Annotated in this window: 1 protein-coding gene (only partly in view); it reads left to right on the forward strand. The window is 46.0% G+C overall.

Features of this window, described 5'->3' with window-relative positions; genetic code table 11:
* Positions 1 to 15,363 carry the final stretch of a tandem-95 repeat protein gene (locus GT360_RS22020; RefSeq protein ID WP_420825461.1) on the forward strand. Its footprint begins 20,868 nt before the window's first position, so only the last 15,363 of its 36,231 coding nucleotides appear in the window; the start codon falls outside the window, past its left edge; the stop codon is at positions 15,361 to 15,363.
* The last annotated feature ends 108 nt before the right edge of the window (positions 15,364 to 15,471 follow it).

Consider the following 15,471-nt stretch of genomic DNA (forward strand, 5'->3'; position numbering starts at 1 on the left):
CTCGTAGAGATTAGTTATGATGGACCTGATGGCATCTTCACGGTCAATGGTGACGGTACATGTAGCTTTGCACCGAATGAGAACTTTAATGGTGAGGTTCAATTAAACGTCACTGTTACAGATGATGATGGTGCAACCGTTGATACGGTGATTAACGTTGATGTGCTGCCAATTAACGATGCTCCAGTATCTGGCACAACTGCATATCAAGTTGACGAAGATGGTTCTATCACGATTAGCCAAGAACAGCTTCTATCACAAGCCTCTGATGTCGAGGGAGATGATCTAACAGCATCAAACCTAACGGTAGATGGTAATGCAGAAGTAACGGCTAACGATGATGGTTCATTTACTATCACTCCAGACGCGGATTGGAACGGTGATATCGATTTAAGCTTCGATATCACAGATGGTACCGATACTATTCAAGCTACGGCCGACCTAACGGTTAACCCAATTAATGATCTGCCTCAGCCTCAAGACCATGAATTTACCATGCAAGAGGACGGTATTCTTACATTCACAGATGAGCAGTTACTGGAGAATGCAACGGATATCGATGGTGATGATCTATCAGTCGAAGGTGTAAGCTACAGCGGCACTGACGGTATTTTGACCGACAACGGTGATGGAACTTACAGTTTCGCACCGAATGAAAACTTCAACGGCGATGTTGAGTTCACATTTGATGTGAGTGATGGTACTGACATTGTTACGGCCAATGTTGACGTTAGCGTAACACCAGTAGATGACGCACCGACAGTCGACGGCAACCTTGCTTACACCATTGATGAGGATGGTCAGATAACACTGAGCCAAGATCAATTATTGACCCATGCTTCTGATGTAGAGGGCGATACACTTACCGCTCAAAACTTATCAGTCGATGGTAATGCGACGGTGACTGCCAACGAAGATGGTTCATTTACTATCACACCAGATGCTGATTGGAATGGTGATATTGATATCAGCTTTGATGTGAGTGATGGTAATAACGTTGTTCAAGGGACAGCCGACTTAACTGTTAACCCTGTCAATGATGCTCCAGATGCGGGTGATGAAATATTCATTCAAGCGGAGGAAGATCAGACGGTTGGCGTGACGTTAAGAGAAGAGCCAAGTATTCGTCTAGATCAAGCGCCTGAGCACGGTATTATCGAAGCTCACTTGAACGATGAATGGGTAGAGCTAGAAGTAGGTATTGAGATCCCTGCAGATACGGAAGTTCGCTTTGTTGCGAATGAAGACGATGTCGCTGCAGGAACTCATACAACGCAAGTCGGTACATTTGACGATAATGCGAGCGTGGATGATTGGGGAACCGAGATTGACCCATATACGCGTGAGTTTGTCGATGGCGACCTGACAGTTACTGTTCAGAGTAATGATGACCCACTAGGTGCATGGAACGGTAATACTCACATTGGGCATGGTATTGGTGATACTGACCGCCAAGGCTTAAGTGGAGATGAGAAACTTACCGTTACGGTGGAAGGTCAAGACATCAACGAAATCAGCTTCCATTTGGACGGCCTTGGTGGTTGGTTTATGGAAGAATCACGTCACTTCACCGAAGTTGAGATAAAAGCATTCAACGCTGATGGTGATGTGATTGATTCGATGACTTATCACAAGGAAGATCGTGGTTCATACGAAACTGATTACACTTTAACGGTCGACGAACCAGTATCGTACTTCGAGCTGGGTACTATTCAAGGGAATGGTACATATGTTGTTCAAAACATGACAGTGTCACAAACATGTCCTGATGAAGCAATATTCACGTCGATTGGTGTTGATGGTTCAGAAATCACTGAGACGGTAAATCTGCAAATCCGTGAGGGTGACAGCGAGATAGACTTAACCGCAGAGCTACCAAACATTGAGATTGATACTGAAGGTGCGACTCAGTTCGCCTCAGTTGTCATCACAGAAGAGCAGTTACTGGCGCAAGCAACGGATATTGATAGTGAAAATCTCGATATTCAAAATCTCGAGCTAGTGGGCGACAACGCTGAAAACGCAACCTTGACTGACAATGGTGATGGCACTTGGACAGTGACACCGGATGAGAACTTCCACGGTGAGATTGAGCTAGGTTACCAAGTGACGGATGGGGAGTTGACTGACGATAACATTATCAACATTAACTTCGAATCAGTGAACGACGCACCTATAGTTTCTGGTCCAATTGTTTTATCAACCGATGAAGATGTCGGTATTACATTCAATGCAGAAGACCTATTGGCTAACGCTAGTGATGTAGAAGGTGATGAACTGTCAATTACTGACATTTCTTACAGTGGTGACAATGGTGAGTTAATCGATAATGGCGATGGTTCTTATACCTTTATGCCAAATGAAAACTTCAATGGTGAAGTGGATATCGATTATGCGGTGTTCGATGGTCAAGACACAACAGAAACACACCTAGATCTTACCGTCATTCCAGTAAATGATGTACCAGTCCCTGGTGAACCACTTCATACACAGATGCTGGAAAACGGCACAATTGTGATTGAAGCAAAAGACCTTCTTGCTGGTGCGAGTGATGTCGACGGTGATATTCTACACATTGAAAACTTACTGCTGGTCGACCAAACCCAAGGTACTTTAACGGATAATGGTGACAACACCTTTACCTTTGAACCTGCTACAGATTTCCATGGTGATGTGAATCTAACTTTCGATATTAGCGATGGTATAGCAAGTGCTCCAAGTACTGCCTCTATCGATGTAGAGATGGTCAATGAAGGTCCTGAAGTATCTGGTCCAGTGGATGCTGTTGTTGATGAAGATGGTACCATCACGATTACTCAAGAGGAGCTTCTAGAGAACGCTTCTGATGTAGATGGTGATGACCTTGAGGCGGTCAACCTACAAACCAATGATCCTAATGCAACTATTGTCGAAAACGCGGACGGTAGCTTCACGATTACACCAAGTGAAAACTTCTTTGGTGAGATAGAGTTCACTTATGATGTGACTGATGCGATTGAGACGGTTTCTGCAGGATTGAATCTAACAGTTAATCCAGTCAATGACTTACCTGATGTCCCAGACTTGTCATTCACAACGCAAGATGGTGAATCGATAACGTTGACACAAGATCAGCTACTCGCTCAAGCGACAGATATCGAGGGTGATGATCTTACCGCTGTAAATGTAACTAGTCTGAATGACAACGTCGAGGTAGTGGATAACGGTGATGGTACATTCACTCTTACAACGGAAGAGGGCTATTTTGGCAACGCTGACTTAACCTTTGATGTGAGTGATGGAACAGATACTGTTACGGCAAACATTGATCTTACCGTTGAGTTTGTCAATGACGCTCCAGACGCTGACGCTGTATCAGCAACTGTTGAGGAAGATGGAAGTATCTTGGTGACTCAAGAAATGCTTCTAGAGAACGCTTATGATGTTGATGGCGATGATCTCTATGCAACAGGCCTAACTACCAACGATCCTAACGCAACAGTGGTTGATAATGGTGATGGTACGTTTACGGTTACACCGTCAGAAGATTTCAATGGTCAAATCCAGTTTGATTATGAAGTTAATGATGGCGAATTGAGCACTTCTACTCAGCTTAACCTTGATGTTACGCCTGTCAACGATGCGCCAGAAGCGGAAGGGCTTGCATTTGAAATGCAAGAAGATGGCACATTACTGATTACGGATGAGCAGCTATTAGAAAACGCAACAGACATCGATGGAGACGTCCTTTCTGTTAGTGATGTTTCCTACACAGGAGACCAGGGTGAACTGGTTGACAATGGCGATGGAACATACTCGTTTACACCGAGCGAGCACTTCAGTGGTGATCTACAGCTAGGTTTCACTGTCTCTGATGGCGAAGCGGAAGTTAGTCAAACTCTAGATGTCCATGTTGAAGCAGTGGCAGATGCCCCAGACCTTGTTGTGACTGATGGTGAAGGCCAAGAGGTTGGAGACAGCACTATTGTCACTGAACCAGGTGGTACAGTAGAGCTTAATATTGGTGCTAGCTTAGTTGACCAAGATCTGTCAGAAACATTGACTGTCGAGGTTGATGGTATCCCTGAAGGTACCGTGGTTCGTTACGATAATGAGTCGGTACTTAACGACCAAGACAACGGTATTACCAGCTTCAATGACACCGAAATTACGGTCACTTTTGAAGGTGAAACGGCTGGATTCCAAAATGCAGCGGGTTACTACAAAGTTGATGAAGATGGCAATATCACGGGCGTAGAAGTGGTATACGAGAATGCCTCACAAGTCGGTGGCGGTGGTGATCTGCTACCAGGGCAAAGTTCATTTAGCTTCCCAATCGAAGAGGGTGAAAGCTTCAACTTGTTCTTGATTCCAAATGGCTTCAATCATAATGACTTTGATGCAATGCAAGATGGTAGCTTCGAATTCAGAGATGCCAATGGCGAACCGGCGACGATGGATACCGTCGACCCGCAACTTGTGTTTGTCGGAGAAGATGGTGACGTTACAGTCGTTCAAGGTCAGTTTGGTGATGCGGTATTCCATGGTGGCTCAAGCTCAGACCTTAACCAAGATGGAATAGAACATACTCGCACAACGATCAATGAAGATGGCGAATTAGTTTACGGCTTCGAGGATCTGTATGGTGGCGGTGATGCGGATTACACCGACTTCAACTTCACTATTGATGTCGGTGAGGTCAACAGTCAGATCTATAGTGGTGAGGTTACCGTAGGGGAAGACGGCAGCGTTGTTATCCCAACAACGGCTATCGACCAAACCATCGAATTCGTCTTGCCAGAGGATGTGCAAGAGACATTTGATATTACTGTTAGTGCGACAGCAACAGAGTTGTCTAACGATGATGCTGAAACCGTAAGTCAAACGATTACTATCGACATAGAACATGCTCCTGAAGCTGATGCAGTTTCGGCACAGGTTGACGAAGATGGTTCCATTATCATTACTCAAGAGGATCTATTGGCGAATGCGACAGATCTGGATGGGGATGATCTAACTGCTCTCAATCTGTCAACTGATGATGAGAATGTCACTATTACCGATAATGGAGATGGTACCTACACCTTAACCCCAGATGCGGACTTTAATGGAGACATTGAGTTTACGTTCGATGTTTCGGATGGCGACCAAATTGTATCGACGGACCTTAACTTAACCGTTAATCCAGTTAATGATGCTCCGATACCTGAAGACAAAGCATATACCGTAGAAGAAGATGGCACTTTAACTTTCACTGATGAGCAGCTTCTTGAAAATGCGGTAGACATTGATGGAGATGACTTAACAGTTGAGGGTGTTTCTTACACTGGTACTGATGGTGTGTTGAGTGACAATGGTGATGGAACATACACCTTTGCTCCGAATGAAAACTTCTCTGGTGATGTCGACTTTACGTTCAACGTCAGTGATGGCACAGACACCGTAACAGCAAACATTGATGTTCAAGTCACTGAGGTGAATGATCCACCAGTTGCGGGACCAACGTCATACACGATCGATGAAGATAGCGTATTAACATTTAGTGAGTCTCAAGTACTTGCAAACGCTTCTGATGTTGACGGTGAAGTTGAACTTGTTGAAATCAGCTATGACGGTCCAGATGGTATTTTCTCGGTTAATGGAGACGGTACGTGTAGCTTCGCACCTAACGAGAACTTCAACGGTGAGGTTCAGTTAAACGTTGTCATTACCGATGATGATGGAGCAACGGTTGAGACGGTTGTCAATGTTGATGTCCTTCCAATCAATGACGCTCCAGTCTCGGGTAGCACAGCTTACACTGTAGATGAAGATGGCAGCATCACCATCAGCCAAGAGCAACTGTTATCTCAAACTTCAGATGTAGAGGGTGATGATTTAACGGCCTCGAACCTAACTGTAGATGGTAATGCCGAAGTGACGGCTAATGAGGATGGCTCGTTCACTATCACACCAGATGCTGATTGGAATGGTGACATCGACTTAAGCTTCGATATTACTGATGGCACTGACACGATTCAAGCCACTGCTGACTTGACGGTTAACCCAGTCAATGACTTACCTCAGCCAGAAGACCAAGCGTTTACGGTAGAGGAAGACGGAACGCTAACCTTTACTGATGCAGATCTACTGACCGGAGCAACAGACATCGACGGTGATGATTTATCCGTTGAAGGCGTTAGCTATACCGGAACGGATGGTATCTTAACCGACAATGGAGATGGTACTTATAGCTTCGCCCCGAATGAAAACTTTAATGGTGATGTTGAGTTTACGTTTGATGTGAGCGATGGCACTGATACTGTGACTGCGAATGTCGATGTATCAGTAACACCAGTTGATGACGCGCCAACAGTAGAAGGCAACCTTGCTTACACTGTTAATGAAGATGGTGAAATTACCCTAAGTCAAGAGCAGTTACTATCGAACGTATCAGACGTAGAAGGTGACGATCTCACTGCGAGCAACCTTTCGGTTGATGGCAATGCTGAAGTCACAGCGAACGACGATGGTTCATTCACTATCACGCCGGACGCAGACTGGAATGGCGATATCGATATTAGCTTCGATGTTTCTGATGCCAACAACGTAGTTCAAGCGCAAGCTGATTTAACTGTAAACCCAGTCAATGACTTACCTCAGCCAGAAGACCAAGCGTTTACGGTTGAAGAAGATGGTACGTTGACGTTTAGTGATGCTGACCTTCTGACAGGTGCCACTGATATCGATGGTGACGATCTAACTGTAGAAGGCATTAGTTACAGTGGAACAGATGGTATCTTGACGGATAACGGTAACGGCACCTATAGCTTCGCACCAAATGAGAACTTCAATGGTGATGTAGAGTTCACGTTTAATGTGAGTGATGGTACGGATACAGTCACGGCCAACATTGATGTCTCAGTGACACCAGTAGATGATGCACCAACGGTAGAAGGCAATCTGTCTTACACAGTCAATGAAGACGGCGAAATTACTCTAAGCCAAGAGCAACTTCTGTCGAATGTCTCTGATGTGGAGGGCGATAACGTAACGGCATCGAACCTATCGGTTGATGGCAACGCTGACGTCACTGCGAATGATGATGGTTCATTCACCATTACACCAGATGCAGACTGGAATGGAGATATCGATATTAGTTTCGATGTCTCTGATGGTGAGAACATTGTTGCGTCGGGTGCTGATCTCACGGTTAACCCTGTTAACGACTTACCACAACCACAGGACCAAGAGTTTACGGTTGAAGAAGACGGTACGTTAACGTTTACCGATGCAGACTTATTAGCCGGAGCAACCGATGTTGAGGGAGACGACCTGTCGGTAGAAGGAGTATCCTACACAGGCACTGATGGTATCTTGACGGACAATGGTAACGGCACCTACAGCTTCGCACCGAATGAGAACTTCAATGGTGATGTTGAGTTCACGTTTGATGTGAGCGATGGCACTGATACTGTTACGGCTAATATTGATGTCTCAGTGACACCAGTAGATGATGCACCAACGGTGGAAGGTAACCTGTCTTACACGGTGAATGAAGACGGAGAAATTACCCTTAGCCAAGAACAGTTGCTATCTAACGCGTCAGATGTAGAAGGTGATAACCTAACTGCGAGCAACCTGTCTGTTGACGGCAACGCTGAAGTGACTGTGAATGATGATGGTTCTTTCACTATTACTCCAGATGCTGACTGGAATGGAGATATCGATATTAGCTTCGATATCTCTGACGGTGCCAATGTCGTTCAAGCGCAGGCTGACCTCACGGTTAACCCTGTCAATGACCTACCACAGCCACAGGACCAAGAGTTTACGGTTGAAGAAGACGGTACGTTAACCTTTACGGATGCGGACTTATTGGCCGGAGCAACCGATGTTGAGGGAGACGATCTGTCGGTAGAAGGAATATCCTATACAGGCACTGATGGTATTCTGACGGATAACGGTAACGGCACCTATAGCTTTGCACCAAATGAGAACTTCAATGGTGATGTTGAGTTCACGTTTGATGTGAGTGATGGTACGGACACAGTCACGGCCAACATTGACGTTTCAGTGACCCCGGTTGATGATGCACCAACGGTAGAAGGTAATCTGTCTTACACAGTAAACGAAGACGGCGAAATTACTCTAAGCCAAGAGCAACTTCTGTCGAATGTGTCTGATGTGGAGGGCGATAACCTAACCGCATCGAACCTATCGGTTGATGGCAATGCTGAAGTGACAGTGAATGACGATGGCTCATTCACCATTACCCCAGATGCCGATTGGAACGGTGATATCGACATCAGTTTCGATGTGTCTGATGGTGAGAACATTGTTGCTTCGGGCGCGGATCTAACCGTTAATCCTGTTAACGACTTACCGCAGCCTCAAGATCAAGAGTTCACTGTTCAAGAAGACGGCATCTTAACCTTCACTGATGCACACCTGATTCAAGGTGCAACGGATATTGAAGGAGATAACCTAACCGTTGAAGGCATTAGCTATGAAGGCACCGATGGTATCTTGACGGATAACGGTAACGGTACCTATAGCTTCGCACCGAACGAGAACTTCAACGGTGACGTCGAGTTCACATTTGATGTATCGGATGGTACTGACACTGTCACGGCTAATATCGATGTGTCGGTAACTCCGGTCGATGACGCGCCAACGGTTGAAGGCAGCCTGTCTTACACAGTAAACGAAGACGGTGAAATTACCCTAAGCCAAGAGCAGCTTCTGTCGAATGTTTCAGATGTAGAAGGCGATAACTTAACGGCATCGAATCTATCGGTTGACGGCAATGCTGAAGTGACAGTGAATGACGATGGATCATTCACCATCACGCCAGATGCGGATTGGAACGGTGATATCGACATCAGCTTCGATGTGTCTGATGGTGAGAACATTGTGGCTTCGGGCGCGGATCTAACCGTTAACCCAGTTAACGACTTGCCACAGCCTCAAGACCAAGAGTTTACCATCCAAGAAGATGGCATCTTAACCTTCACTGACGCGCACTTGCTTCAAGGTGCAACGGATATCGAAGGAGATAACCTAACGGTTGAAGGCATTAGCTACGAAGGCACAGATGGTATCTTGACGGATAACGGTAACGGTACCTATAGCTTTGCACCTAACGAGAACTTCAACGGTGACGTAGAGTTCACGTTTGATGTATCGGATGGTACTGACACTGTCACGGCTAATATTGATGTGTCGGTAACTCCGGTCGATGATGCGCCAACGGTTGAAGGTAGCCTGTCTTACACAGTCAATGAAGACGGTGAAATTACCCTAAGCCAAGAACAGCTTCTATCGAATGTCTCTGATGTAGAAGGCGATAACCTAACGGCATCGAACCTATCGGTTGACGGCAATGCTGAAGTGACAGTGAATGACGATGGCTCATTCACTATTACCCCAGATGCGGACTGGAATGGCGACATTGATATCAGTTTCGATGTCTCTGACGGCGAAAACATAGTGGCTTCAGGTGCTGACCTAACGGTTAACCCAGTTAACGACTTGCCGCAACTACAAGACCAAGAGTTCACCATCCAAGAAGATGGTGTATTGACCTTCACTGACGCACACCTGCTTCAAGGTGCCACAGATATTGAAGGAGATAACCTAACGGTTGAAGGCATCAGCTACGAAGGCACCGATGGTATCTTGACGGATAACGGCAATGGTACCTATAGTTTCGCACCGAACGAGAACTTCAACGGTGACGTAGAATTTACGTTCGATGTATCTGATGGAACCGATACAGTTACCGCCAACATTGATGTTCAAGTAACAGAAGTGAACGATCCTCCGATTGCTGGCACGACCGCTTACACGGTTCAAGAAGATAACTCAATCACGATAAGTGATGAGCAGCTTCTGGCTAACTCATCCGACATCGAGGGAGAGGTTGCCGTCGATTCGGTGAGCTACTCAGGCACTGATGGCGTGTTTGTTGACAACGGTAATGGTACCTACACCTTCTCACCAAATGAGAACTTCACTGGTGATATCAATCTGGATGTGACGGTTGTAGACGAAGACGGTGCAACTGCTGATACCACAGCAGGCATAGAGGTTATTGAAGTCAACGATCCACCAGTAGCTGGTGATACTGCTTACAGCATGGACGAGGATGAAGTATTGACGTTTAGTGCAGAGCAGTTACTTGCACAATCTGGTGATATCGAGGGAGAAGTAGCACTTGATAGCGTCAATTACACCGGTGCTGACGGTATCTTAACTGACAATGGTGATGGCACATTCAGCTTTGCACCAAATGAGAACTTTAACGGTGAAGTCGCGCTTGATGTCGTTGTCGTCGATGAAGATGGTGCAACAGATACAGCGATAGCTAGCATTGACGTACTGCCAATCAACGATGCACCAGTGTCAGGTTCAACGTCTTATCAAGTCAATGAAGATGGCTCGATTACGATTAGCCAAGAGCAATTGCTGTCGCAAGCATCGGATGTAGAGGGTGATGAGCTAACGGCATCGAACCTGACGGTAGATGGTAATGCAGAAGTAACAGTGAACGATGATGGTAGCTTCACTATTACGCCTGATGCCGACTTCAATGGTGATATCGACATGCATTTCGATATTACTGATGGCACAGATACGATTCAGGCAACGGCTGACTTAACGGTTAACCCAGTTAATGACTTACCACAACCAGAAGATAAAGCCTACACAGTTGAAGAGGATGGTACGCTGACGTTTACGGACGAGCAGCTACTTGAAAATGCGACTGATATTGATGGCGATGAGCTATCTGTTGACGGTGTGTCTTACACTGGTGCTGACGGTGTCTTAACGGATAACGGTGATGGTACATACAGCTTTGCTCCAAACGAGAACTTCTCTGGTGATGTTGAGTTTAGCTTTGATGTGACAGACGGTACCGATACCGTAACAGCAAGCATTGATGTTCAAGTTACCGAAGTGAACGATCCACCTGTCGCAGGCTCAACGGCATACACGGTTCAAGAAGACAACTCAATTACAATCAGTGATGAGCAGCTTCTTGCAAACTCATCCGATATTGAAGGTGAGGTGGCCGTTGATTCGGTAAGCTATTCAGGTACCGATGGGGTATTTGTTGATAATGGAAACGGCACTTATACCTTCTCACCAAATGAAAACTTTAACGGTGATATAAGTCTAGATGTCACAGTTGTCGATGAAGACGGTGCAACCGCTGATACCACCGCTGGCATAGAGGTTATTGAAGTTAATGACCCACCGGTAGCGGGTGACACAGCGTACAGTGTTAACGAGGACGAAGTATTAACGTTCAGCGCTGAGCAGTTGCTAGCACAATCGAGTGACATTGAAGGAGAGGTAGCACTCGACAGCGTCAGTTACTCAGGTGCTGATGGTATCTTGACGGATAACGGTGATGGCACGTTCAGCTTCGCACCAAACGAAAACTTCAATGGTGAAGTGGCTCTGGATGTGGTTGTCGTAGATGAAGATGGTGCAACTGATACTGCTACAGCAAGTATCGATGTGTTACCAATCAATGATCCGCCAGTCTCGGGTAACTTGTCGTACAGTGTGGCTGAAGACGGGTCTATCACGCTGAGCCAAGATCAGCTCCTAGCACAAGCGTCGGATATTGATAGTACCGATCTTGAAGCTCTTAACTTGACCGCAATGGATAATGCAACGGTTGTTGAGAACCAAGACGGCAGTTTCACTATTACACCGGATGCTGACTTCAATGGTCAAATCGACCTACAGTTTGATCTGATTGATAATGATGGCGCGACCGTTCAAGTTGGTGTTGATCTCACCGTTGACCCTGTCAATGACACACCAGTCGCTGGTTCGACCGAGTTCACAGAACTTGAAGACACAGTGATGCGCATTACACCGGAACAATTGCTTGAAAATGCAAGTGACATTGATGGTGATAATCTAGAAGTACTCAATGTCCAATACTCTGGTGATGATGGTTCTATTGCTGACACTGGAACGATTCAATTTGGTGCTGATGGCAGTGGTGAAATACAGATTGATGAACCGCTAGAAGAGCATGATGAATTTACTGTTCAGTTCGGCTATACATCGACAGGTGAACATGATGGTAACGTTGAGTCTATCTTGCTTGGTGGCGAAGACGGTTCTGGTTTATCTATCTATGTTCGCAATGAAGATGGTGGCTTAGGCTTAGACTTGAACGGTCAAGACAACGTTATGTTTGATGGTGTTGACTTGAACGATGGTGGTGAGCATAACATCACTCTAACTTGGAGCAGCGAAGAGGGAACCGTTAGCGTCTTCGACAATGGAGAGCTAGTTGCAACTGAGAATGTAGAGCCAGGCATCATTATGCCAGAGGGCATTCAACCGACAATAGGTCAGGCATCAGACGCACTTGATGGTCAATCCGGACTAGAAAATGTTGAGCTTTCCGGTTTTGCAATGGCCTATGAAAAAGTTGACGATGAGGTGATAGCCGCTGGTACACCATTGAGTGAAGCATCAGACGATATTGCTTTAGACATCCAGGTTCAAAATGGAGAAATTCAAGACGTATCTGGTAACGTTGATGTCGACGTCTCGGGCTCAGCTGAAGTAGATCGCTTCTTCGAGTTTACACCAGATGAAAACTTTAACGGTGATGTCACACTTGATTACCAAGTAACGGATGGAACGGATGTCGTAGACACATCGGCAAATCTAGAGTTTATTCCTGTGAATGATGCTCCGGAGTCTGACGATGTTGAACTTCAAGGCACTGAAGATACGTCTGTCCTAATCACGCAAGAGATGTTACTGGCTAATGCTACTGACGTTGACAACACGCATGATGAGTTGAGTGCTACTGGTCTAAGAATCGACGAGCAGTTTGGTGATTTAGTTGATAATCAGGATGGCACCTGGTCATTTACTCCAGCAGAAAACTTTAACGGTGATGTACCGATGGAGTTTGAAGTAGATGATGGAGAATTGACTACAACGGTATCGGGCAACATCGATATTGCAGCCGTCAACGATGCACCTGATGCACCATCAATTCAGATGCAAGGTGAAGAAGACCAGGTCATGGTTATTGACCCGAGCTTCATCACAAATCAAATCAATGATTTGGATGGCGATGAGATTTCCCTAGAGAATATCTCAGTACGAGCACCTGCTAATGCGACCATTACGCAGCAACCAGATGGCATGTACCATTTGGTGACAGCACAAGACTTTAATGGTTTAGTAGAGCTTGGTTACACGGTCACAGATGGCACAGAGTCGGTAGATGGATCGCTGAATGTAGATGTCATTCCAGTCAATGATGCACCATTCAATACAGGCAACGCATTCATGACCACCGATGAGGATGGAGCGTTTACCTTTGATGCTGGCGACCTGATGAACCTGTTCGATGATATTGATACTGAGAACCTTGTGGTATCGAGAATCATCACCCCAGAAGGTGAAGACGGCGGTGAGATTACTGATAACGGTGACGGAACTTGGACGTTTACACCGACCGAAGACTTTGCAGGTCTCGCTGACCTACAAGTGGTTGTTAGTGATGGTGAGTTTGAGACGGCATTGGATGTACCTGTTTACGTACGACCTGTTGCTGATGGTGCTGTAATTACAACTGAACATGATGGTCCACTCGTTATTGGCGAGGACAGCACTGGTCATTTAGGCTTGAATGTTGACCTAATTGATGACTCTGAAACATTGAGTAATCTGGTGATGACTGGTTTCCCAGTTGGTTTCGAAGTATCTGATGGCGTGAATACAATTATCGTTACGTCACCTGACCAGTACATTGATATCACAGAGTGGAACATGGATGATCTACAACTTACTCCACCGCAAGACTTCACTGGTAGTTTCAACGTGACCGTATCAGCGACAACCGTCGACTACGGTGATGAGCCAGAAGCATTTGAAGATGGTATTGATTCAGGTGACTTTGAAACAGTGGCGGGAGAGTCGGTTATCCTGAGTGCCGATGACTTAATGGCGATTGCTGAGAACGTAGATGTTGACGCAGGCGATGAGGTCAAGATGGTTCACCTAACTGATAGAAGCCAAGGTGAAATTGTCGATAATGGTGATGGTACTTGGACGTTCAATCCTGCTCCAGGCTTTACGGGTGAGGTGGATATTGCTTATGTGATAGACAAAGATGGTGTACTACACGATGAGCAAACAGGCATTGTTGTTAATGAACCTGGAGAGGCTGAAAATGCAGCCCCTGAGGTTGAGTCCATTGCAACAACTGACCTAGAGGCTGGCTCAACACTTGAGTTTACCGATGCAGATATGCTGGCTAACTTGTCTGATGCTGACGGTGATTCATTATCCATTGAATCGGTGAGCATGATGGAAGGCCAAGGTATCGTTGAATCGGATGGTGCAGGCAACTATCAATTTACTCCGGCAGAAGGATATGAGGGTCCCGTTGAAATTGGCTTTATTGCGACAGACGGTGAAAACCGCATAGAAAGCCAGTTTAATGTCAACCTACAGGGCTCTAGTGAAGTGAGTGACGAATATGTTCAAGGTGAAGATGGCTCAATCGTCTTTGCGGAAGAGCAGCTTCTGAATGAACTTGATTTGAGTCCATCAGCTGAAGTGTTGGATGTAACGGACACAGGTGATGTTGGCTTCTTCGTAGACTCTGGTGAAAACGAATGGACCTTCTGGCCAAACGACGACTTTAGCGGTGAAGTACCAATGAAAGTTGAAGTCAACGATAATGGCAACGTAGAAGAGCATTCGTTAACAGTCCAAGCGCAAACTGAACCTGCTGATACGGAAGCAACTCAGACTCAAGAGCAAGAAATAGCAGCTGAAAGCCAAGAGCAAGCAGCGCCAGCTCAAGAAGAAGTGGTTGCGGATGAATCATCCGAAGACGCAGAAGCTGATGCAGATATGACAGCGGCACCGGGTGACACAATCAATATCTCGATTCCGGATGACGTAACTCAAGCTGAAGGCGTTGACCATGTTGAAATGAGTGGTCTTCCTGACGGTGCGAACGTTAGCGGTGCGCTAGATAGTGGTGATGGAAATTACACGATTAGTGGTGATTTATCGCAACCCGTTTCTATCGAGCTACCGGAGGGCTTCGAAGGGGATATGGATGTCGGCTTCCAAGGCTATGACGAGTTAGGCAGTCAAGTTGATGGAGCGCAAGCCTCAGTATCTGTTGAGGTGGATGACCAACACGCGATGTCGGCAAGTCAAAACCAAGATCCAAATGCGAATCAGATGGATTCAGGAGATGGTGCTGGCGGCGACTGGACATCATCTGGTGGTCAAGATGCGGGTGTTGATTTCAATGATGACTCAGGCAGCTTTGACAATGACCAATCTGGAGGTGGTCACTACGAAAACGACATAGATAGTAACTCGTTCTAAAGCACCAATAGAGAGGAGCATTACTTTTCGCTCCTCTCTAAGCGGCTGGAAGTTGTTCCCAGTTTCCAGCACAAGTTACCTATGCGACACAAAAACGCCCCTAATATG

Source organism: Vibrio astriarenae (assembly GCF_010587385.1).
GTDB lineage: Bacteria > Pseudomonadota > Gammaproteobacteria > Enterobacterales > Vibrionaceae > Vibrio > Vibrio astriarenae.